Here is a 22,953-nt window from a genome sequence, read left to right on the forward strand (position 1 = left end):
CAATAGTACGGGTCAGGAAAATGCCCGCTATTTCCATCCGCGGTCGATCCTTTATCCGCCAGGAAAATCGCTTACATACAGAAGCATCAGCCTCTGTATTCGTCTCCAGGGAGGTAAGCATGATTACACACATCAGTCCGGTTGGTGCGATGACACTGCTGTCGCAGCTCGAAGTTGACAGTCTGAAGGCCACAGCGGCCAGCGACCTGTATCGCCTGTACCGCAACTGTTCACTGGCTGTACTTAATTCAGGCAGTAACAGTGACGATTCCAACGCACTGCTGGAACTCAATAAGTCATTTGATATCAATGTACTGAGAAGAGAACGCGGGATAAAACTCGAACTCAAAGACCCACCCGAGCACGCCTTTGTCGACGGTAAAATTATTCGCGGTATTCAGGAGCACCTGTTTGCCGTGCTGAGGGACATTATTTACGTCAACGTTCACGTTAACCAGCGCAACGATTTAAACCTGACCAGTGCACCACACATCACCAATTTCATCTTCAGTATTCTGCGTAACGCCCAGACAGTCCGCTCAAGGGAAGATCCCAATATCGTGGTCTGCTGGGGGGGGCACTCCATTAACCCGGAAGAATATCAATACACCCGGGATGTCGGCCACCAGTTAGGATTACGTGAGATGAATATCTGCACCGGCTGCGGGCCCGGTGCCATGGAAGGGCCAATGAAAGGGGCCGCCATCGGCCATGCCCAGCAAAGATACGGTAAAAGCCGTTTTATAGGCCTGACCGAACCGTCCATCATTGCCGCCGAGCCACCTAACCCTATCGTCAATGAACTGGTGATCATGCCAGATATTGAAAAACGGCTGGAAGCCTTTGTCCGTGTGGGTCACGGCATCATTATCTTCCCCGGAGGAGCCGGTACCGCCGAAGAGCTGCTGTACATCATAGGTATTCTGATGCATCCGGAAAATCAGGATCAACCTTTGCCTGTAGTGCTCACCGGTCCGAAAAGCAGTGAGCCGTATTTCCGCACCCTGGACAGCTTTGTGCGCGATACCTTAGGTGCAGAAGCAACCAAACATTATCAGATAGTCATTGATGACCCGGCGAAAGTGGCCCGCATCATGAAAGCGGCCATGCCGCAAACCAAAGAATACCGTCAGGAAACCGGGGACGCGTATTGTTACAACTGGTCGTTGAAAATCCCACCGGAATTTCAACTGCCCTTTGAACCCAACCACGATGCCATGGGCAGTCTGGATTTGCACTTCAACCAGCGGCCGGAACAGCTTGCCGCGAATCTACGCCGTGCTTTTTCCGGTATTGTCGCCGGCAACGTCAAAGAAGAAGGGATCAAGGAAATTGAACGCAATGGCCCCTTTCTGATCAACGGCGATCCATCCCTGATGAAGCGCATGGATAAGCTGCTCAAAAATTTCGTCGCTCAGCGACGCATGAAACTGCCGGGCAGCGAATATATTCCCTGCTACCGGATCCTCACTCACCCCGACATGGTGAAATAATTTGCCATGCAACGTAGAATACAGGGCCAGCAGGCCCTGTTTTACTATTGTTGATATATATGTCCATACACTTAGTCGTCATTGATGCCCTCAACCTGATCCGCCGTGTGCATGCCGCCCAGCCGGGCGAGCCCGATATCGCCAGCACCAGTAAGGTGTGCTGCCAGGCGCTGAGTAAAATCATTGCCATCAGCCAGCCAACCCATATCGTGGCGGTGTTTGACCATCATGGCGATGACAGAGGCTGGCGGGCTGAGCTGTTGCCCAATTACAAAGAAGGGCGCAAACCTATGCCGCCGGAACTGCAGACAGGGATGGATCAGATACAGGATGACTTCATGGCGCTGGGCGTCGACTCACTGCTGTCTGACGGCGATGAAGCCGATGATCTGATTGCCACCCTGGCGCTCAAAGTGGCAGACCATGGCGGCAAGGTCACTATAGTGTCAACCGACAAAGGCTACTGCCAGCTGCTGCGACCGACTGTAATGATCCGTGATTACTTCCAGCAGCGGTGGCTTGACAGCCCGTTCATTGCAAAAGAATTCGGGGTCCGTCCTGAGCAGTTGCCCGATTACTGGGGACTGGCGGGGATCAGCTCAAGCAAAATTCCGGGCGTACCAGGAATCGGCCCTAAAGCAGCGTGTGAATTGTTACAACTTTATCCGGATCTCGACAGCATTTTGTCCGCGGACAATCTCCCGGAGAAATGGCGCAAGAAAATCGCACCCAATAAAGACAGCGCAAGAGCCAGTAAAGCGGTCGCCAGGCTGAAAACCGATCTAGAGCTTGGCTTTAATTTGCAGGATATCCGATTTCAGCTGGCGGGCTGAGCAGCCCGCCAGCTACCAGATCAATTAGTGAGGATGACGGTTGTCCAGACTCTGGATATGTACCGTGATTTCTTCACGGTCATGGTACAGGTGTTTGGCCTGCAGGCGGAATTTCATGCCATTCTGAATCAGAAAGACTTTCAGATTTTCAATATCCTGCAGTACTTCCTCATAACGGCCTTTCATGGGCAATTTCAGGTTGAAGATGGTTTCTTTTGCCCAGCCTTTAATCAGCCACTGCCCCACCAAATGCGCGACCCGGGCAGGCTTTTCAACCATGTCACACACCAGCCAGGTGACATTCTTACGTGGCGGCTCAAACTTGAAGCCATCCACCATGTGATGCTTCACCTGTCCCGTATCCATCAGACTCTGGGCCATTTGCCCGTTATCAATAGCATGCACAAACATGGAACGCTTCACCAGCTGATAGGTCCAGCCCCCAGGGCAAGCCCCGAGATCCACGCCCCACATGCCAGAGGCCAGTCGTTCGTCCCACTCTTCGCGCGGAATAAAGACATGAAATGCCTCTTCCAGCTTGAGCGTAGAACGGCTTGGGGCATCCGCCGGGAACTTCAGCCGCGGGATTCCCATGAAAAATGGCGAATTGTTATTGGTGTAGGAATAGCCGATAAAACAGCAGCCCGGTGCAGTAAAGCACAAGTGCAGCACCGGCTTCTTCGGGTTATCTTTCGCGTACAAAGCCCCCTGCTTACGAAATGCCTGGCGCAATGGCACAGTAAACTTGCGGCAAAACTTCAACAGTTCTTTGGCTTCGTTGGTATCTGGGGTTTCAACCCGCAGATCGCCACAACGCGGCAATGCTTCCGCCTCAGCCAGAATAGGGCTGATACGATCATCGGTCGGTAAATCTTCCAGACGTGCTGTCACTACCAGCATCTGACGGGCAAAAATCAGCTCCGAAAACGGCTGTAGTTGCACGAACTTATCAGCATCCCCTGCCTGATAAAATTCAAACAGTACATAACCGGTATTTTTCTTCGCACGCGGAAAGCCAAACAATTCGAGTTTATTGGCTTTATCCTGCACCTCTCCGGCACATTCGTTTTCAAATCCCTGACGGCAGTACAACAGAACCTGATTCACCACGAGTCCTCACGCAGAACGCCAGGCCGCCACAGCAAGTGACAACCAGGCTAGAATAAAACACAGTCCCCCCAGTGGTGTTACGGGACCAAGCCACTTCATCCCCGTTAATGCCAGCAGATAAAGGCTGCCACTGAACAGACAGATCCCCACTGCAAATAACAGGGCCGCGTATGATAGCGCTTTTGCAGAAAAATTGCGTGCCCAAATGCCGCAGCCCAACAATGCCAGGCTGTGCCAGAGCTGATAATCCACGCCTGTCTTAAAAACATCCAGTAAATGCGGGCTAAGGTGCACTTTCAGTCCGTGGGCGGCAAAGGCCCCTAAACCTACCCCAATGGCACCGCTGATCGCGGCGAAAAGAATCATACTCCGGCTCTGCATTCACTCTGTCCTTCTGTGGTTTGTATTCATGGAATGATTTCAGTCTGATACGCACTGGCGAATAAACCGGGCTAACACATCGACAGCCTGCGCCAGGTTACCGGCTTCACTAAAGCCCGAGGCTTTGCGCGGCTTGAAACTGTGGTCTCCGTCCGGCAGAAAAGACAGCGTCACTGTGTCGGCATAGCTCCACCCTTCCACCTCACTGCGGATACCAAAGGTATCGCGCTCGCCCTGCAGAATCAGGGTCGGGACAGCGATTGTTTTCAGATGATCGCCGCGAAAATTCTCCGGTTTGCCCGGCGGATGAAACGGGAACCCCAGACAAGCGACGCCGCAGACCTTGTCCTGACAGTTATGGACATCCGGTGTCGATTCGGCAGCTTCCGTCACCATCAGACTGGCCATGCGGCCGCCCATAGATTTGCCGCCGATCACCAGCGGCCCTTGCTGACTGAAATGTTCAATATGGCGCTGAAAATCCACCAGCAGCTTTGGCTGCCGGTCTGGAGGACGCTTTTTGCCGTCTTCCCGCCGTTTCACCATATAGGGAAAATCAAAACGCACCACGCGAATCCCTTCGGCAGCCAGCCCTTGGGCAACCGCCGTCATAAACGCGTGATCCATCCCGGCACCGGCGCCGTGGGCAAACAGAAAGGTGGCAGCGAACTGGCCGTTTTCTGGTGTTGTTATCAGATATTCCACTGATTTCCTCTCATATTCGATTGGCAGACTGAACCTGGGTTACTGGCCCACCCTGATTGTTAATCACTCATCGGCCGGTGCAGAACCAGCAACACAAAATCAGAGTAACGCTGGTGGGATCAAGCCATGACCTCGGCCTGATATTCAGGCTGAGGGAGCGGACCCTCTTCCTGTTCTTTACGGGCTTTCTCCAGCACCCAGTCACGGAAGATCTGAATCCGGCCGGTTTCGGCCTGCTTTTCCTGACACACCAGATAGAAGGCATTTTTACTCAGCAAAGCCTCATCAAACGGACAGACTAATCGGCCGGCTTCCAGCTCAGGTTGCGCCAATACATTGTTGGCCAGTGCAATCCCCTGACTGTGGATAGCGGCCTGCAACACCATGGTAGAGTGACTGAAAATCGGCCCCTGGTTGACATTGGCGCCCGGAATATCGAACTCACGCATGTAGTTTTTCCACTCCTTACGCGAGCCGTCATGTAACAGGGTGTGCTTTTGCAGATCAGCCAGGGTGTCGAGCGGCTTAGGGCCACTGAGCAGCATAGGGGAGCAGACGGGCAGCAGAAATTCCTGATACAGCCGGTCACAGCGCAGTCCAGGCCAGTTGCCACGACCATAATAAATCGCTACATCCACGTCATCTGTCAGAGAGCCTTCATCCAGATCAACCGCTTTGATTCTGACATCCACATCAGGATGCAGCTGATTAAAGTCACTCAGTCTGGGCACCAGCCACTGGATGGCAAAACTGGGAGATAAACTAATGGTCAGCGCCCCTTTTGAACCCCGTTCCAACACTTTGTCGGTGGCATCTGAGATGGCACTGAAGATATCTTTCAGATCGAGAAAATACCCTTGTCCCTCTTCGGTCAGCAACAAGGAACGGTTACGCCGGCGAAACAGTTTCAGGCCCAGAAATTCCTCCAACGCTTTAATCTGGTGGCTGACTGCGGCCTGAGTAACAAACAGCTCCTCTGCCGCTCGGGTAAAACTCAGGTGCCGGGCGGCAGCCTCAAATACTTTCAGCGAATTAAGTGGTGGGAGTCGTCTTGACATAATGTCCTGCCATACTGGTTGCATTAGTTTTTTTTATCCAGGTCATTATAAATTGTCGATTGTTCAAGTACCACATAAACCCTAAGATTGGCGCCGCAATCTCAAGGGTAAAACGCTGTAATTTTGCTTAATCGCAGAATTGTTTATCAGCTTTTGTTACCTCTTAGATTGCAATGTTGTGTTTGCATATTGCCCGGTCTCTTCTGGGCGGGTAGCCGGAGTGCTACCGATTTACTTCCTGTTTTTTGACCTGTCTGTCAAAACTTTTTTATGGCACTGCGCCCCAACGCGGTGCCATTTTTTTAGATAATCCCCCTGCACCCCTTGCCTCAGTGACGGATAATAAGGAAGATCGTCCCATACACCAGACAATGAGCCCAGTATGACCATCCCATTTGACATTCAGGCGATCCGTTCGCAGTTTCCGGCATTACATGATGCGCAGCACCCGATCACTTTCCTCGACAGTGCTGCGACCACGCAAAAGCCGCTGGCCATGATTCAGTCTCTTGACAGCTTTTACCGGCAACACAGTGCTAATGTGCACCGGGGAAGTCATCAGCTGACAGCGGGTCTGACGCAGCGTTTCGAACAAGCCAGAGAGACGGTGCGCCAGCTTATTCACGCCAGCAGCCCGAAAGAAATCATCTGGACCCGCGGGGCCACTGAGGCTCTCAACCTGATCGCACAATCCTGGGCGCGCAGCACCCTGCAGCCGGGAGACGAGATTCTGGTCAGCGAACTGGAGCACCACGCCAACATAGTGCCGTGGCAGATGGTTGCCGAACAGACTGGCGCAACTGTGGTGAAGATCCCGATGAAGCCCGACTGCACCCTGGATATGGATGCCTTTCATCAGCTGCTCGGTGCCAAAACCCGCATTGTCGCGGTTGCGCACATCACCAATGTCACCGGCACCCGGAATCCGATTGAAACCATAATCACCGCAGCGCACGCCCACGGCGCCATTGTCGTGATTGATGGTGCGCAGGGCATTGTGCATGAAACTGTTGATGTACAGGCGCTGGATGCCGATTTCTATGTTTTTTCAGGCCATAAGCTGTTCGGCCCTTCCGGCATTGGTGTGCTCTATGGCAAACAGGCGTTGCTTGAAGCCATGCCGCCCTGGCACGGCGGCGGCAAGATGGTCGAAAAAGTGTCCTTCGAAGGTACTCACTACACCGGACTACCGGGCAAGTTTGAAGCCGGTACACCAAACATTTCCAGCACAATCGCGCTGGCAGAGAGTATTCACTGGCTCAACAGCATTGATCGTCAGGGTGCCGAGTGCCATATTCACGCGCTCCGCCAAAAAGCACTGGATGGAATCCAGGACATCGACGGCTTGCGGATTGTCGGCCTGCAAGCTGACGCCAGCCTGTTTTCGTTTGTGGTTGACGGCATTCACCATCAGGATATCGCGACCCTGCTCGATGAACAGGGCGTGACACTGCGTGCCGGCAATCACTGCGCCCACCCAATGCTGGATGCACTCGGACTGACAGGCACCCTGCGGGTTTCTCTGGCCCTCTATAATACTGAAGAAGATATTGAGCGTTTTGTGGCTGCGCTGCACAAAGCCTGTGATTTGTTGTAACCAAAGAGAGAGAGCATGACCTCAGTTCCATTCCCTTCGCACCCGTTTGGCACCACGATTTCTGCTGAAGATATTCTGGAGAAAATGGCTCAGACCAAAGGCTGGGAAGACAAATACCGCCATGTGATTCAGTTTGGCAAGCAATTGCCCGCCCTGCCGGAGACGCTGAAAAACGAGGAAGTGAAAATCAGTGGTTGTGAAAGCCAGGTGTGGCTGGTTCAGCGCTGTGACAACGGTCATTACCATTTCGCCGCCGATTCCGACGCCAGAATTGTCAAAGGGCTGATTTGCCTGGTGCTGGCCGCCTACGAGGGGAAAACTGCGGAGCAGATTCTGGTGTTTGACATCGACGGGTATTTCGAACAGCTGGGATTACTGGCGCACTTGAGCCCATCACGCAGTAACGGGCTGAAAGCTATTGTCGACGCCATTATCACTAATGTGAGCCGCTAAAACACGGCTCACGCAGCAGTGGCTGTTAACGGTGTTTTTCAATCAGTTTTTGCAAAATGCGGGATACTGCCACAAAACCGAAGGTCGCGGTGACCATAGTTGCCGCGCCAAACCCGGTTGCACAATCCATACGTTTCGGGCCTTCCGCCGTCGCTTTGGCCTCACAGACACTGCCGTCAGCCTGAGGGTACTTGAGCTGCTCGGTTGAGAACACACAGTCAATACCAAATTTGCGCGCCGGATTTTTGCTGAAGTTGTAAAAGCGGCGCAGCATATTGCGGATTTTCGCCGCCAGCGGATCCTGAATGGTTTTGGCCAGATCAGCGATCTGAATCTGGGTCGGATCAATCTGGCCGCCCGCACCACCTGTGGTGATCACCTTGATTTTATTTCGCTTGCAGAACGCCAGCAACGCCGCTTTAGGCTTCACACTGTCAATCGCATCCAGCACATAATCAAACTGACTACCTATGTACTCGGGGATGTTTTCCGGGGAAATAAAATCGTCAATCAGGTTCACTTTACAGTCCGGATTGATTAACGCGATCCGCTCTGCCATCACCTCAATTTTACTGCGGCCTACCGTCCCCGACATGGCATGGATCTGACGGTTGATATTAGTCACACAGACATCATCCATGTCGATCAGCGTCAGCTGACCGATACCGGATCGGGCCAGGGCTTCGGCAGCCCAGGAACCGACACCGCCGATACCAATCACACAGACATGAGCAGCCCTCAGGATCTCAACCTCCTGATGACCATACAAACGGCGGGTGCCGCCAAAACGCTGGTTATAATTGTCTGATGCTGGAGTGTCGGGATGCTGCATAACGGCCTGTCAGAGTGTGTTGAGAATGAGCGCGTTTTTATACGCGCTCTGCTGTCAGTTGTCCAGTCCCTGCGCCTGTTGAGCCGGCTGGGCCACAACAGCTTCCTCATGGAAGGTCAGCGTGGTATCCACCGGTGATATCACGGCTTCCTGACTGGCTTCGATTCTCTGTTCCGTCAGCTCAGCGTCGGTATCTGGTGTCAGTCCCAGTTTCCATACCCGGCCAAAATGCTTGTAATGACCGGCATCGATTCCGGCCTGAGCGCCCATACCATGGTAAAGATCCAAATGGTTACGCTTGACTGCGCCGCCGGTATCCAGCGCCATCAGCAAGGTTAATACATGCTTGCCATTCCAGTTGCCGTCCGCATCCAGCTGTGGCACTTCAGCCAGCAGCACACTGCCCATAGGTAAGAATTCCCGGTCAGCCGCTACCGAAGCCATAGGTAACAGCGGAATACCCGCAGTGCCTAACACATCCAGCTCGTCGCGCGGACTAAAGAAGACATAAGACGGATTCTGCTCCAGCAGCTCACGTACTGTGGCATCATCATGCTCACTGACCCACTCAGCGATCGCTTTCAGAGACATTTTCTCTCTTGGCACCTCACCGCGCTCAATCAGCACTTTACCGATACTGACATAAGGATGGCCGTTCTTACCGCCATAAGCAAAATACTGCAGCTCGTCATTGTCCTCGAAGTGGACAAAACCGCTGCCCTGCACTTCCATCATGAAAACATCCAGCTTGGAGGCGGAATACCCCAGCTCCAGCCCCTGACCAGCCAGTGCACCATTGTAAATCTCGGCACGGGTCGGGCACTGGCCGTTACATTCTGGCAGCGCGTAAACCGGGTATTTGAACCTGTCGTCCTGCTCGTGACGCAATTCGATCACCGGCGAAAAGTAACCGGTGAACATCACATTACCGTAACCGTCACCGCCGCCCATCTGCTCAGTCGTCAAACCGTACTGAGAGAAAGATGTCGGATCGCCGCTGTTCGCCGCCCAGTCGTTAATCTGCTGATACAAATTCTGATAACGCAGCATCATAGAAGGAGAACGGGTGAGCACTTGTTCCGCTTGCGCTTCGAAGCGGCTGTAATCGCGAGGTTTATCCGATACCACATTGGTGACCGGGTTCAGCAGATCATCAAACTCGCCATCAAGGTATTGCTGGCCGCGGTCAACCGGTCGGGCACACGCCGCCAGGCCGAACACACAGGAAACGAAGGTCAGTTTTCTTAGCAGGGAAAGTTGTTGGAACACAGAAATGCCTTAGTAATATCGACAGGTTAACGCATGGCAGGTCATCTCAAACATACCATGTACATATAAAGCCACAATGTTAGGCTGTTTTATCATAACCAATGTCAAAGTCTTGTTTTGATTGTCACGAAAGATTAATAATACGCATTGGCTGTCATATAAGTGTCACAATATAACGGTTTAATAAAAACGTCATACAAACGACATCATTGCCCAGCCGACAGACAATGTCAGCATGGCAACAAAACGACAAACAGCAATGCGAGCACCTTTACGGGTCTTAAGCCCCAGAGCATGACATTTCAGGAAGGACTGGCATGAACAATCAGTTTAAAATTGGCAAAGAAACCTTACTTGATCCAAACGCTATTGAATATCAGTGGATTCGCAATCTGGCCAGTGACGGCAATTCTCCGCAACAAATCAACACTGTGATCCAGCGTTGCCTTGGCGGCACAGCCCAGACTGCGGATACACTGCGCAAGGTAGCCTTGAATAAACTTCCGGTCCACCAGCTTTTTACCCGCCTCAAGGAAGAAGAATAAAGCGGGTGGCCCGCTTGGAGATTTACGAGCCCTGTTTGGTTTCTTGCCGTGCGAACGAAGACACATAATGCGCAGGCTGCTGGCGGATGAACTGACCTTCTTCAAAGGTATAACGGTAAGTATCCTCTCCCATGCGGTAACGTAACTGGCTACCGTCCCATTCATAGGTGGTACTGACCAGACGGCCTGACACATAGACACCATTAGCTCTTAGTTCGAACTGGTCCGCGGCGTAGGGCGCCACGTCCTGCTCTATCCAGGTGCCGTAAATAGTTGGCTCTGGCGTAGGGGAAAACCAGTCTCCTTTGGCTGCCCCCACCGCAATAAAGCCACTTAATGCAAGGCCACTCACCAAGATAAACAGTACTGTGGCTGCCTGCCACCGGGTGTAATTATTGAATGCCATTAACATTGCCAGTCATCCGCACGTTCTACAACTATACGCTTATCTGGCGTCGCTTCGGCGCATCGAATAAGTGCGTAATGTCAGAATGGGATCTCGACTCAATATTTTCCTTCCGACGCCGCGCGTCCTGAGTGATTTTCATGCTTGCTGCGCAGAGGATAAACAGGCAACATGCAGGCATGCTTGATCCCTATTAATTATTGTAACGGAAGACAGAGTGAAGCTCAGAAGCACTGCGCTGGTGAAAGGCTTTCGCCAATCAGCGCCTTATGTAAATGCCCACCGCGGCAAGACGCTGGTGATTATGCTGGGCGGTGAAGCCATCGCCGATAACAACTTTCGCAATATCGTTAACGATGTTGCTCTGCTGAACTGCCTCGGGCTGCGCATCGTGCTGGTTTATGGCGCTCGTCCGCAGATCTCTCACCTGCTCGATATGCACGGGTACAGCACCCCGTACCATAAAAGCGTCCGGGTCACCGATGAACGTTCACTGGAAATTGCCAAGCAGGCCGCGGGTCAGCTCCATTTAGATATCACAGCCCGCTTCTCTATGGGTCTGAACAATACCCCTATGGCGGGCTCGCAGATCAATGTGGTCAGCGGCAACTTCGTCATCGCCCAGCCTTTGGGCATTGATGACGGTATCGATTATTGCCACAGCGGCCGCATCCGCCGCATCGATGTCGACGGCATTAAACGCCAGTTGGATCAGAACAGCATTGTACTGCTGGGCCCGATTGCCAGCTCGGTCACCGGAGAGTGTTTCAATCTGACCTCGGAAGAAGTGGCAACTCAGGTGGCAATCCGGCTCGAAGCCGACAAACTGATTGGCTTTTGCTCTCACCAGGGCGTGAGGGATGAAAATGATCAAATCGTTTCTGAAATGCTTCCCGCTGAAGCCGAAGCCACACTGCAGCGACTGACAGAACAAAACAAAGCCGATTCAGGCACCGCGCGTTTCTTGCGTGGCGCGATGACCGCTTGCCGGGCAGGTGTGCCGCGCAGCCACCTGATCAGCTATAAAGAGGATGGCGCACTGATCCAGGAGCTCTTCTCTTTTGACGGGATAGGTACGCAAATCGTCATGGCCAGTGCTGAAAAAGTCCGGGGCGCGAACATAGATGATATCGGCGGTATTCTGGCACTGATCCGCCCGCTGGAGCAGGATGGCATTCTGGTTCGTCGCTCCCGCGAACAGCTGGAGCAGGAAATCAAACAATTTACGGTGATCGAACGGGACGGCCTGATCATCGGCTGTGCGGCCCTGTATTCCTTTATGGAAGAGCAGATGGGCGAGATGGCCTGCGTTGCCGTTCACCCTGACTATCGCGACGGTGACCGCGGCTCTCTGCTGCTCAACCGCATTCGCCACCAGGCACGCACTCAGGGGCTGAAACAACTCTTTGTGCTGACCACCCGCAGTCTGCACTGGTTCAGGGAACACGGTTTTGTCGAAATTGATGTCTCTGATTTGCCTATGGCAAAACAGGCACTCTATAACCTGCAACGCCGCTCAAAAATCCTGACGCTGGCACTGTGAGCCGCTACCGCCAGTCAAAGACTGGCGGATAAGCAGCCCTCAGCTTAAGTTGGCTTCCAAGCCACTGGCCCGCTCAATACAACGCTGGATACTGCGCTGCAACACCTCTGGCTGAGCATACAGGTACAGTCTTTCCCTGGCCCGGGTAACGCCGGTATACACCAACTCCCGTGTCAGGATCGGGCTGAAATCCGGCGGCAGTATCATCAGGGTATCGGCAAATTCCGAGCCTTGCGATTTATGGATTGTCATCGCATATACCAGTTCATGATCCGGCAGACGACTGGGCAGAAAGCTGCGAATACTGCCGTCCGGCATATCGAAATACACCCTGAGTGCCAGACGGCCTTTACTGTCAGTCCGCCCCTCAGGGTCTGGCATCGCAATACCAATATCCCCGTTATACAAGCCCAGACCATGATCATTGCGGGTGATCATTACCGGCCGCCCGACATACCAGGTTTCCTCGCCGGGGGCGATCAGCCCCTCTTTGGCCAGTTGCCGCTCAATGCGTGTATTGAGACCCTTCACGCCAAAATCCCCTTCCCTGACCGCACACAGCAGCCTTACGCTGGCAAACGCCTGCAGCACCTCACCGGGCTCTTTACCCTCAGCAATTGCCTCAAGATAGCGACGATAAAAAACGGACATCTGTTTGATCAGACGCTGGTAATGCTCGGCACTGAGCGGGTACTGATGAATATCGGTAAAATTCTGTTGCCACACAGTCGCAAGCCTGTCGGGCAGGCCGCTGTTGATGGCTTTCGCCAGTTGCCCTATGCCTGACAATGCATGAAAACGGTAGCTTTTTTGCAGGACACACAAACAATCAGCGACCGGACTCTGCCCGCCTGACGGCCCGGCCGGCAACACAAAGCCCGTCATCTCACTCAGCTGTCTGGCTTGTCCGGCACTGTAGCCCTGACCGGAAAATGCACAGATATCCCCCAACACAGCGCCCGCCTCCACCGAAGCCAGCTGGTCTTTGTCGCCCAGCAGAATCAGCTTGCAGTGAGCAGGCAGTGCTTCCAGCAGGCGGGCCATCATAGGCAAATCGACCATAGAAGCTTCATCCACCACCAGCACATCGGCATGCAATGGGTTCGCAGCGTGATGCCGGAAAGAGGCCCGGCCCGGAATGGCGCCGAGCAAACGGTGCAAGGTACTGGCCTGGGTCGGAATGGCCGACTGAATCGCCGGTGGCACAGGCAAAGACTGAACCGCCTTGCCGATCGATTCGGTCAGGCGTGCGGCCGCCTTTCCGGTCGGCGCCACCAGCACAATATGGGGCACTTTGGCTGAATCAAGCGTTTCTGTATCGGGTTGCGCCTGCATCACCAGCGCGGCCAGCAATTTGGCGACTGTGGTGGTTTTCCCTGTTCCCGGCCCGCCGGAGATCACAGCAAACTGACGACTGAGGGCGGTGGCGGCCGCCACTTTCTGCCAGTTCAGGCAAGCATCATCCGGGATCAGCCGATCAAGCGCTACCAAATCGGAAAAGCGCTGCGCCTGACACAGCACACTGTCTATCTCAGCCCATTTCAGGGATTCCGCTGCCACCACATCCAGCTTATCGCACACCATCATCCGGCGCTGCTCCGCGCTGTCGTTGCCGTTGCGTCGTAAATCAGCCAGAGCGTCATAAACATAGCGATAATTGCGTGAAAACAAGGTGTCCAGCATGCCGGCCTGGCGGGCTCCCCGGACATTCCCCTGCCCGGCAGAGACCAGCAGTCGCTGCGCGACAGTCTGTTCATATTGCCAGTAACGATGCAGATACAATCGATTGTCGATCAGCACCAAAGGCGTGGGCTGAGAACCATCGGACACGGCAGCGGACTGGCTCAGTACAGCTGGCCAGCTGGCTGGTAAACGCCAGGCTGCCGGCAATACCGCCAGCAACGATTCAGCCATCTCTCTTGGCAGCCCCAAAGGCGGGCTGGTCGCAGTCGCCAGCGGCAGGCAAACATGGCCGCGCCCCAGCTCCTGACTGAGCCAGGCCGCAGCCAGGGCCAGCACCTGTTGCAACGCTTCATCATCCTGTCCGTTGACCGACTGACAGATAAACTTGGCAAACTGGCTATCCAGCGGCCGCAGCGCGCCCTGACGGGTCAATCGCTCAAGCTGGCCGATAACAGCAATATCATAGGTAGTGTGGCTTAACAGGCTCATCAGGCTGGCTCTCCCTGGCTAATCTGACCATCGATCAGCTGTTCAAGTTCGCTCAGCAGCGCATGGCTTGGCCGGGCATGAAAAATACCACTGTTGTCTTCTGCCCGTACGCCGCGCAAAAACAGGTAATACACGCCGCCAAAGTGCTGCTCATAATCGTAATCGGCTTTTCGGCTTTTCAGAAAACGGTGTAGCGCCAGCGCATAGAGCTGGTATTGCAGATCGTAGCGGTGCTCGCTCATCGCCGTATTCAATGCCTCACCACGGTACGCCTCATGGGTGTCTCCCAGCCAGTTCGATTTCCAGTCCAGCACGTAATATTTCCCCTGATACTCAAACACCAGATCGATAAACCCTTTCAGCATCCCGCTGACCGTAGAGAACCCCAGCTCCCCTGCTTTTGCCGACAAAGCATCATGCCGGGCCAGCGTTTTGTTCAGCAAGGCCGATGACAGCAGGCGAATCGGCAGCATGAATTCCATCTCGACCAGACGTTGCTGGGGCTGAAGGGCGCCAAGACGCAAATCCTGACCATCCAGGGCACAGTTCAGTACCTGGTTCAGCATTTGCTGCAGTACCGGCAGCCACTCGGGGTCGTAATTTTCCTGTCGCAGTAAATCACTGATGACCTGGGTGGTGGCAGCACTGTCGACCGCATCGGTGAATTCAATAGTCTCGAACAGGCTGTGCAGAAAGGTTCCCGGCCTGGCGCCTTTCGGGAAGGTAAACACAGAGCGCTCAGGCGCGGCAACGGCCATTTCACTGTCCGGGTCATCCAGCAGGTTGTCTTGCGATGAATCGGTATCAAAACCGGGTAATTCGCTGGTGGCGTCCAGCGCCGAGTGGCCCTGCTTCACCAAAGCGGAATAACTGGTGATCCACCAGTTGTGCTCGATGGGATGTGAAAAGCGGGCCGCTTGCGGCACAGGCTGCTCGCTCAACGCCGGTTGCCAGAGCGACTCAGGCAGCGCGGGCGGGAGCTCCACACGGATATCCTCACTTTGCGCCAGCGTATTGAGTGCCTCAGACAGCTCGGCCAACCCGCCTTCTTTGCCGTTCTGAATCAGATAACCCATTGCAGACAGGTGCAGCCCGGTGGGTTCCTTAGTGCTTCGTCCATTGCGCAGCGGCGCCATGCCGACATAACAGCCATAAACAGCCCGGGTCAGCGCCACATAAATCAGGCGCAGATCCTCGGCCAGTCGCTCTTGATCGGCCAGAGCCAAGCTGCGCTCTTGGCCACTGATATCCAGCACCGCCTGCTGAGACAGCGGATCATGGAACAGCGCTGTTTCGGTGCTGCGGTAACTGCAGACAAACGGCAGAAAGACCAGCTCGTATTCCAGCCCTTTGGATTTGTGGATGGTGACGATTTGCACCAGATTACTGTCGGATTCCAGCCGCAATTGCTGTTCATCACTGTTACCGTTCGGCGATGCCATGTGTTCAGCCAGCCAGCGGATCAAGGCCTGATCACTGTCCAGGGTCTGACTGGCCTGCTGGAGCAGCTCGCCCAAATGCAGTAAATCCGTCAATCTGCGCTCACCGCCGTTTTCACCCAGCAGACGTTCGGCGATCTGGCGGCGTGTTAAAGCATGACGAATCATAGGGAGTACACCGCGGCGCAGCCACAGGCTGCGATAGTCACGAAACTCCGCAATCCAGCGCTCCCACTCGTCTTCTTCGTTATTCAGCCTGTCGAGCTGAAAGGCACTGAGCGCAAACAGACGGGTGGCCAGGGCGGCCCGCAAGGTCGTTTCCTGCTCCGGGTGCAGTACAGCCACCAGCAAGCGAAGCAAATCTGCCGCTTCCTGGCTGGCAAACACACTGTCGCGGTTAGACAGGTACACACTGGGTATCCCCTGAACAGCCAGTGCCTGGCGTACCAGCGCCGCTTCTGAACCGGTACGCACCAGCACAGCAATATCACCGGCCGACACCGGCCGCTGCTCGCTGCCCTTAACCAATAACGCCTGGTTATCCTGAGCCTGAGTCAGAATGGCCTGAATCTGCGCTGCCGTCGCATCCGCCATCGACTGCTGATATTCACCTTTGCTGACCGGGGCGTCGGCGTCCATCTGCCACAAACACAGTGCCGGCTGACGCTCACCGTTGAGCTGCCAGTGCTTGCTCTGCGCATTCGGGCTGGGCTGAACGGGCAGAAACTGGATATCGCTGTCATAAATAAACGGGCTGTCCGGCAGTGCAAACACCCGGTTAGCCGCTGCCACCATGCCGGCGGTCGAACGCCAGTTAGTGCCCAGCGTATAGTGCGCGCTGACCTGGCGCCTTGCCCGGATGTAGGTAAAGATATCTGCACCGCGAAAAGCATAGATCGCCTGTTTGGGATCGCCGATCATGAACAATCCGGAGCTCATAGCCGCATGATCCGGTCCGGCCTGATCATCAGGCAGATACACAGTGCTGAAGATCTGATACTGAAGCGGATCGGTGTCCTGAAACTCATCAATCATGGCAACGGGATACAAATGGCGGATCCTGGCAGCCAATGCGCCTTCGCCGCTATCTTTGTCCGCCAGTAAAGCCGCCGCCAGCTGAGTCAGCAGATCATCAAACGACAGCCAGCCCTTGCGCTGCTTGGCCTCTGCCAGCAGCTCCCGGCAGGCCTGAATCGCATGGGCCAGAATCGGCTCCCTGACACTGGGCTTGGCAGCCAGCAAGTCATGAATGGCGGCAAACACCGGATGCTGCGGCACGGTGCCCTTGGCGGTTTTCTCTTCCAGCACCGCCTGATCAAATTTTTCCAGCGCCTTGGGCAAGCTGTAATCCAGCGTTGGCTGGCTTGACCACAGTCCCACTTCTTCAAGCGCTTTAGGCAGGCTGGTTTTGGTATAGCTGCGTTTATTCACACCTGAGTCACTGATCAGCGCCAGAAAATCTGCCGCGTGCTCGCGCCAGCCCTGCTTTACCGCCTCAATCCGCTGCAGATTCTGCTGATGCAGCTGCGTCAGATCGCCCAACAGCGGCGGGGCCATCAGCGTGACCGGGGCGCCGGACAAAAATGCATTGATATCTTTGAGCAGCTCTGCCGGTGCAGGCCAGCAACGACGGATTTCGTTCGCCAGTTCGCGGGGCAGAGGGTAAAAATAGCGCCGCCAGTAATCCGCCGCCACCTGCGCCCGCAGCTGGCTTTCTTCGGTAATGAATTCATTGGAAAACAGGCTGCCTGACTCGAAGGCATTTTGCGTCAGCATACGCTGGCAGAAACCATGGATGGTGAAGATCGCCGCTTCATCGATCTGCCTTTCCGCCTGCAGCAGCAAGGCCGCCGATCGGGCATGATCCGGCAGATCACGCAGCAGAGCCGCCAGCACAGGATCATCACTCATGCCGCGGCTGAAGGCGATCCTGGCATCATGAATACGGCGACGGATCCGGTCACGCAGCTCAGCCGTTGCCGCTTCGGTAAAAGTCACCACCAGTATCTTGTCCACCGTCAGAGGCTGCGGGTACGCGGTATTGGCATCACCGTGTCCCAGCAGCAAACGCAGGTACAAGGTCGCTATGGTAAAGGTTTTCCCTGTCCCTGCCGATGCTTCTATCAGTCGCGTACCGTGCAGCGGAAACACCATAGGTTCCAGTGTTTGCGGCATGATGGCGGAGACATCTGTTGATGGGGTCAAAGTCATGATCGTCAACCGGTTCCTGTTGTCAGGCTCGCTGCGGCTCATGCACTCACTCCATAAGCCGCAGCGACAATAATTTAGGTTTCAGGCAGCATAAATGATGGAAAGCTGCCGCTGGTTTCAAAGCACTGTGTGATCTCTGACTGATTAGCTCTCAGCCAGCGGATTCTATCCTGATTCATCTATCACTATGGGATACGTTTCACATTTTCAGTGCCGGGCTTTCGGTAGTATCGCTGCCAAGAAATTTGGTCTACCTCTGGACCTTGTGGCCGACCGGTGAACACCCTACACCTTATAACGATTTTGCCGGCGGCCACCTCGCACCTTTCTCCTCGCACCTTCCACTAAGCTATCTCTTCAAGATGCATCAACACAGGCTGTAACACCCGCCGCGCCCACTCCATTGCCTCAATGGCAAGATCGTCCTGCCAGTTCGGCCAGACCCGGGCGATGTAAGCATTGCTGCCTTCACCGCTGAACAGATAACTGTCGTTAAACACCCCGGCCATTTTGGTGAATGCTTTTTCCTGACTGTCTTCATCTGTCAGCCAGTGCCCGCTTTTGTCGCGCAGCGCCTCCAGGCCGGCCTGCGCCGTTCGCGGAAAATAAGGCAAAGGGGATGACTGTCCGGCCAGATACCCTTCTGTCAGCATAGTCAGTTGCTCCCTGGCGTACGCTGCCTCAACGGGCCGCAGACGAACATGCTTGTCAATACCCAGTATATGGCTATCGGCAGTTATCCCCTGTACCGACATCGCCAGATGCTCCAGCCAGGCATGAACAAGATCCTGGGTCCGCACTTTGCCGGGCCTGAAGTGAATCACTCCAGACGCAGTATAATGGCGGATCCAGCCTAGTAACCGGCACTGCCCGGAAGAGATCGCCATCGGCAGGTCAATTTCCGGATCATCGAGTGGTGAGGCAAGCAAACCGGCAATTCGCTCAGCCAGCGGGGCTATCTGCTGTTGTTCCTGCTCCAGAGTCAGCTCACCAAATGCCGCAATCGGCAAGGTGCCGGCCGCCTGCTGCATTGCCTGAAAACGGCTCATCGCTTCGGGGCGGGTTTGCGCTTCGAGCATAGTGGTCAGCAAATGTGCCCGCAGCTGATAACTCTGCAGACCATCGAGCGCAAAGGGCTCTTCATCCACCATGGCCCCAGCAGCGGCGTCAAAATACACCTTGAGACGCCGGTTAAAAAAGTACTGCACCGGCAGGCGCCAGAAGCGCTGCAACTCTGCCATTTCAATCACAGGCAGTGAGGAGGATGACTCCGCCAGATCCGTCAGCGCAAACGGGGACAGCGATTGCGACAGAAAATCCACAGTGTCGACCGTGATGCGCCGTGCCGCGGGCAGCCATTCGGCGGCATAGCTGGGCAATGTTCCCAGAAACGCCTGCGGGCTGAACGGCGTCAGTGGATGGTGGTGAGTCAACCAGCGGATCAAACGCTCCGCGGAGTCTTCAGGAGGCAGCGCGCTGTCTCCCTGCAGACAAAAACCCTGCTGGCAATAATCCAGTAACTCACTGAGCAGGACGGAAGGCATTTTTTCGCTGTTATCCTGAATAGAGCGCCCGACATAACTGATGTACAGCTGCTGCTGGGCAGACAGGAGTGCTTCCAGAAACAGGTATCTGTCATCGTCGCGGCGAGAACGGTCACCGGCGCGCTGGCGCCCCACCATCAGATCAAAGCCTTCAGGGGCAATCGTTCTGGGATACACACCATCATTCATTCCCAGCAGACAGACCACTTTAAACGGGATCGAACGCATCGGCATCAGAGTACAGAAGTTTATCTGACCGGCCAGAAAGCGCTGACTGACACGCTCGCCGCTCAGCTTATCATTGAGGTAATCGCGCATGATCGCTGGCGTCAGCGCTTGCTGATAACCGGCATCATCCAGCTGTTGCTCCAGTTGCTGCAGCTTTTCCCGGATCAGACGCAGCACCAGTTCGCCTTCAGTATCGACACTGAAAAAGTCATCCAACAGCTGATTCAGCACACTGAACCACTCGACCGCCGAATGCGGCTGATTGAGTACCCGGCGGTAATGGATTAGCTGCTCAACAAAGACACTGAGCTGACCGGCCAGTTCGGCATCCATGCCCTGCACTTCATCATAGGCCAGTATCCCCTGATACAAACCCGCCTGCGCCGGCATCGCATAGCCAAGCAACATACGCTGCAACCCGAACAGCCAGGTATTTTGCTGCTGCACCGGCAGTGAAAATTCGCTCGCCGTGTCGGCATCCAGTCCCCAGCGGATCCCGGCTTCCTCAATCCAGCCCTTTACCTGCATGAAACGATCGCTGTCGAGATTAAACCGCTTCATGATGGCCGGTACTTCCAGCAATTCCGTCAGCTCAGAGGCATGACAACGGCTATTGGGCAAATCCAGCAAGCGCAGACAGGCCAGCAGTACGGGGTTTTCCTGATCGGCACTGCGGTCAGAAATGGAAAATGGCAGGTAGCGATCAGACGGCGCATTACCGAAAACGGCCTGAATATAAGGGCTGTAGGCATTGATATCGGCAACCATGACCACGATATCGCGTGGCGACAGGCCGGGATCGGCATCCAGCATCGCCAGCAAATTATCATAGAGAACTTCCACTTCCCGCATCGGTGAGTGGCAGACGTGCACCGACAAAGAGCGGTCTTGCGCCTCAACCGGCTGTTTGTGCCGGCTGTCGGCCAGCAGCTGGTCATTCACTCTGTCTTCCAGATTCAGGATGTCCGACTGAATGCTGTGCAGCAGGCTGTCAGACTGAATATCGACAAACGCATCAACTTCATAGGCCTGTAATTCCGACAGCAGATACAGATTGTCCCGTCCCAGCTTACCCAGTGACGCTAACAATGTGTTGCCAACTGCGGCATCCTGATGCGTTTCGTCAATCAGGTTATCTTCCAGCGAGCCTTTGAGTATCCCCACGGCCCCGGCCTTCTCGCTGTGTTGATCCTGCCAAATCACCTGCTGACGCTGCTGCGCTGCCAGCCGGGCCAGATACTTGCGATCTCTGACATCCCCCCAATAGTGGCGACAAGGATTGGTAAACATCAGGTGCACATCAATGTGCTGCCCCAACGCCGCCAGGGCATCCATATAGCGTGGCGGCAGCGCTGAGATACCGAAGACAAACAGACGCTGAGGTAATCCATCCGGTAGCTCTGTCCCGGACTGGGCGTAATGCGTCAGCGTTTCAATAAACTGCTGATACAAATTAGCGCGGTGGTATGGCGATTGCCCCTGCGCCAGAATGTGGTCATACAGCGCCTGCCATAACACTGGCTGCCAGGGGTGATCGCCCGCCAATTCAGGATCAATGTGCCCCGCTTCCCACTCCTGTATCCACTCCGGCCGGTACACCAGATACTGATCAAAAATGTCGGCAATTTTTCCGGCCAGCTGAAAACGGCGCTGCTGATGGGCATCCTCTGCAAGGTAACGCGCCAGTGGCGCAAATTCCGGCTGCTCCAGCAATCCGGGCAGCACCTGCATCAGCGTCCAGGTCATGCCGTCTTTATTGAAGGCACTGCGTGCCGGCACGTCCTGCAGCACTTTGGTGAACATGTCCCAGATGAAGGTCGCTGGCAGCGGAAAAGTAATATTGGCGGCCACGCCCAGCGACTGGGCCAGTTCGAGTTTGAGCCATTGTGACATGCCCGGACTCTGCACCAGAATCTGCTCAGGGATAAAAGGGTCTGAAAGCGGATCCCGGCGGATCAGCTCAACCAACAAAGACTTCAGCAGATCCAGCTGGTTGGAATGGTAGACAGTAAACACGCATCAGGCTCGCTGGCAGAGAATAATGCCATGATTGTCTACCAAGGCACGCAGGGTGTAAACAGCAGTGCCTGTGATGACCGCCGACCTTTCGCTTCAATGCATTACATCGCTGCTCTGCGATAACCTGTCTCAGCGGTACAATAATGGGCCAGATAGCGCACTATGACATAACTGACCACCACAGTAGCGATTAACAGCTCGGCCAGAGCCAGCACCTGAACCTGATGCGCGTAGTCGGCCAGCAGGGGCTGAGTGCTCATCCAGTGAGCCGTTTTGTACAAGGCCGTCGCCCCGATCACCATAGGGAACGTAAACGCGGCATAAGCCGGACTGAAGGGTAATCGCAAGAGTCTGAAGAAGGCCAGATAAATCACCAGCGTCATCAGCAATCCGATACTCGCCAGCAGCGCTACCAGTAACACTGAAGGGTGCGCCGTCACTGTCAGATAACCCGCCAGTGACAAACTGGCCGGTGCCGCCAAAATCGCAATGGTCGGCTTGGCCGCATCCGGTACTTGATGACAGAAAATCAGCCGGTATAACATCACGGGCAGCATCAGGGCGTAAGCACTCAGGCCAAACACCATCAAGCCCTGCGCCAGGGGTGCCAGCGCCCCACCCGGAAAAGTGACATCGGCCACTATGATACCGACAGGCGGCACAAACCAGCTGGGCACCATATGGTGCAGCTCAAACCGGCTCAAGCGGTGGAAGACAAAGCAGGCTAAAAACGCCAGATGCAAGATCACAGCCGCCAGCCACAATACTAACCCGGCAAGCGGCAGATATTTCGCCAGCGCATGAGAAACCACCATAAGTGCCATCGAAAAAGTAGGCACGACACTGCCGACCACAGGGTGCTTCAAATCCTGCCACAGTAACTGAGGATGTAAAACAAACTTCAGCGTCAGCCCCAGCAGCATCACAGCGGCAATGACGGCACTGCCCGTTTGCGCCATACCTTGAAATGGCGCCGCATTCTCCCAGCACCAGCCCAGGCTGGCAATGGCCAGCGCCAGCCCGGCCATGGGTGTCGGCATCAAGGTAAACCGATTTTTCCAGGCTTGATTCATGATTTGCTCTCCATCACATCCGATTCGTTTTTTGTTCTTTTT

17 protein-coding genes are annotated in these 22,953 nt (G+C 54.8%); 6 read left to right on the forward strand and 11 right to left on the reverse strand.

Annotated features, from left to right (window positions below):
- Window positions 1–119 precede the first annotated feature (119 nt).
- Window positions 120–1,493: a nucleotide 5'-monophosphate nucleosidase PpnN gene (gene ppnN, locus Q4491_RS15640; protein WP_192017560.1), complete on the forward strand. Its 1,374-nt coding sequence runs from the start codon at window positions 120–122 to the stop codon at window positions 1,491–1,493.
- A 59-nt stretch (window positions 1,494–1,552) separates the two neighbouring features.
- Window positions 1,553–2,326 (forward strand): flap endonuclease Xni, encoded by a 774-nt coding sequence (gene xni / locus Q4491_RS15645; RefSeq protein WP_218386475.1) that lies wholly within the window; start codon window positions 1,553–1,555, stop codon window positions 2,324–2,326.
- A gap of 24 nt (window positions 2,327–2,350) precedes the next feature.
- Here the strand turns inward: xni and rlmM are convergent, their stop codons facing one another.
- The 4 genes from rlmM to Q4491_RS15665 all read right to left on the reverse strand — a co-directional run bounded on the left by rlmM (window position 2,351) and on the right by Q4491_RS15665 (window position 5,580).
- Window positions 2,351–3,433 (reverse strand): 23S rRNA (cytidine(2498)-2'-O)-methyltransferase RlmM, encoded by a 1,083-nt coding sequence (gene rlmM / locus Q4491_RS15650; RefSeq protein ID WP_192017558.1) that lies wholly within the window; start codon window positions 3,431–3,433, stop codon window positions 2,351–2,353.
- Between the two features lie 9 nt (window positions 3,434–3,442).
- Entirely contained in the window at window positions 3,443–3,817 is a 375-nt protein-coding gene (locus tag Q4491_RS15655) for a DUF423 domain-containing protein (RefSeq protein ID WP_192017557.1), read from the reverse strand.
- Window positions 3,818–3,856: 39 nt separating this feature from the next.
- A complete protein-coding gene (locus tag Q4491_RS15660) occupies window positions 3,857–4,513 on the reverse strand; it encodes an alpha/beta fold hydrolase (RefSeq protein ID WP_225445364.1) in 657 nt (218 codons plus the stop codon).
- A gap of 128 nt (window positions 4,514–4,641) precedes the next feature.
- Entirely contained in the window at window positions 4,642–5,580 is a 939-nt protein-coding gene (locus Q4491_RS15665) for a transcriptional regulator GcvA (RefSeq protein ID WP_192017556.1), read from the reverse strand.
- Window positions 5,581–5,962: 382 nt separating this feature from the next.
- Here Q4491_RS15665 and csdA point away from each other — a divergent pair, with 382 nt between their 5' ends.
- The gene (gene csdA / locus Q4491_RS15670) at window positions 5,963–7,177 is read left to right on the forward strand and encodes a cysteine desulfurase CsdA (protein ID WP_303458689.1); all 1,215 of its coding nucleotides are present in this window, start codon (window positions 5,963–5,965) and stop codon (window positions 7,175–7,177) included.
- A 15-nt stretch (window positions 7,178–7,192) separates the two neighbouring features.
- Window positions 7,193–7,630 carry a cysteine desulfurase sulfur acceptor subunit CsdE gene (gene csdE, locus Q4491_RS15675; protein WP_192017554.1) on the forward strand — a complete coding sequence of 146 codons (438 nt, stop codon included), beginning with the start codon at window positions 7,193–7,195 and terminating at the stop codon, window positions 7,628–7,630.
- A 25-nt stretch (window positions 7,631–7,655) separates the two neighbouring features.
- Here csdE and tcdA read toward each other — a convergent pair whose 3' ends face one another.
- A complete protein-coding gene (tcdA, locus tag Q4491_RS15680) occupies window positions 7,656–8,462 on the reverse strand; it encodes a tRNA cyclic N6-threonylcarbamoyladenosine(37) synthase TcdA (protein WP_192017553.1) in 807 nt (268 codons plus the stop codon).
- 54 nt (window positions 8,463–8,516) lie between these two features.
- The gene (gene mltA, locus Q4491_RS15685) at window positions 8,517–9,713 is read right to left on the reverse strand and encodes a murein transglycosylase A (RefSeq protein ID WP_192017606.1); all 1,197 of its coding nucleotides are present in this window, start codon (window positions 9,711–9,713) and stop codon (window positions 8,517–8,519) included.
- Window positions 9,714–10,048: 335 nt separating this feature from the next.
- On the opposite strand from mltA, the gene Q4491_RS15690 reads away from it, so the two are divergent.
- Complete coding sequence (locus tag Q4491_RS15690; protein WP_303458692.1) at window positions 10,049–10,276, forward strand: hypothetical protein; 228 nt, start codon at window positions 10,049–10,051, stop codon at window positions 10,274–10,276.
- Between the two features lie 22 nt (window positions 10,277–10,298).
- On the opposite strand, the gene Q4491_RS15695 is transcribed toward Q4491_RS15690, so the two are convergent.
- Complete coding sequence (locus Q4491_RS15695; RefSeq protein WP_192017551.1) at window positions 10,299–10,682, reverse strand: DUF2850 domain-containing protein; 384 nt, start codon at window positions 10,680–10,682, stop codon at window positions 10,299–10,301.
- Window positions 10,683–10,899: 217 nt separating this feature from the next.
- Between Q4491_RS15695 and argA the strand changes: the two genes are divergently transcribed.
- Window positions 10,900–12,225: an amino-acid N-acetyltransferase gene (gene argA / locus Q4491_RS15700; RefSeq protein WP_237796174.1), complete on the forward strand. Its 1,326-nt coding sequence runs from the start codon at window positions 10,900–10,902 to the stop codon at window positions 12,223–12,225.
- A 39-nt stretch (window positions 12,226–12,264) separates the two neighbouring features.
- Here the strand turns inward: argA and recD are convergent, their stop codons facing one another.
- From recD to Q4491_RS15720, 4 genes are all read right to left on the reverse strand, one after another.
- A complete protein-coding gene (gene recD, locus Q4491_RS15705) occupies window positions 12,265–14,397 on the reverse strand; it encodes an exodeoxyribonuclease V subunit alpha (protein ID WP_303458695.1) in 2,133 nt (710 codons plus the stop codon).
- Window positions 14,397–18,041: an exodeoxyribonuclease V subunit beta gene (recB, locus tag Q4491_RS15710; protein WP_303458713.1), complete on the reverse strand. Its 3,645-nt coding sequence runs from the start codon at window positions 18,039–18,041 to the stop codon at window positions 14,397–14,399. Before recB ends, recD begins: the two co-directional genes overlap by 1 nt.
- A gap of 350 nt (window positions 18,042–18,391) precedes the next feature.
- On the reverse strand, window positions 18,392–21,835 hold the full coding sequence (recC, locus tag Q4491_RS15715) for an exodeoxyribonuclease V subunit gamma (RefSeq protein ID WP_303458697.1): 3,444 nt from the start codon (window positions 21,833–21,835) through the stop codon (window positions 18,392–18,394).
- Between the two features lie 104 nt (window positions 21,836–21,939).
- Complete coding sequence (locus tag Q4491_RS15720; protein ID WP_303458699.1) at window positions 21,940–22,911, reverse strand: TDT family transporter; 972 nt, start codon at window positions 22,909–22,911, stop codon at window positions 21,940–21,942.
- Window positions 22,912–22,953: the final 42 nt, after the last annotated feature.

Source organism: Photobacterium sp. 2_MG-2023 (assembly GCF_030547675.1).
Taxonomy (GTDB): domain Bacteria; phylum Pseudomonadota; class Gammaproteobacteria; order Enterobacterales; family Vibrionaceae; genus Photobacterium; species Photobacterium arenosum.

Bases quoted from the DNA above. Each gene is read 5' to 3' on its own strand.
- Q4491_RS15720 (WP_303458699.1), bottom strand. From the start codon at position 22,911: ATGAATCAAGCCTGGAAAAATCGGTTTACCTTGATGCCGACACCCATG.
- Q4491_RS15695 (WP_192017551.1), bottom strand. From the start codon at position 10,682: ATGGCATTCAATAATTACACCCGGTGGCAGGCAGCCACAGTACTGTTT.
- Q4491_RS15690 (WP_303458692.1), top strand. From the start codon at position 10,049: ATGAACAATCAGTTTAAAATTGGCAAAGAAACCTTACTTGATCCAAAC.
- Q4491_RS15655 (WP_192017557.1), bottom strand. From the start codon at position 3,817: ATGCAGAGCCGGAGTATGATTCTTTTCGCCGCGATCAGCGGTGCCATT.
- csdE (WP_192017554.1), top strand. From the start codon at position 7,193: ATGACCTCAGTTCCATTCCCTTCGCACCCGTTTGGCACCACGATTTCT.
- xni (WP_218386475.1), top strand. From the start codon at position 1,553: ATGTCCATACACTTAGTCGTCATTGATGCCCTCAACCTGATCCGCCGT.
- recD (WP_303458695.1), bottom strand. From the start codon at position 14,397: ATGAGCCTGTTAAGCCACACTACCTATGATATTGCTGTTATCGGCCAG.
- tcdA (WP_192017553.1), bottom strand. From the start codon at position 8,462: ATGCAGCATCCCGACACTCCAGCATCAGACAATTATAACCAGCGTTTT.
- Q4491_RS15665 (WP_192017556.1), bottom strand. From the start codon at position 5,580: ATGTCAAGACGACTCCCACCACTTAATTCGCTGAAAGTATTTGAGGCT.
- csdA (WP_303458689.1), top strand. From the start codon at position 5,963: ATGACCATCCCATTTGACATTCAGGCGATCCGTTCGCAGTTTCCGGCA.
- ppnN (WP_192017560.1), top strand. From the start codon at position 120: ATGATTACACACATCAGTCCGGTTGGTGCGATGACACTGCTGTCGCAG.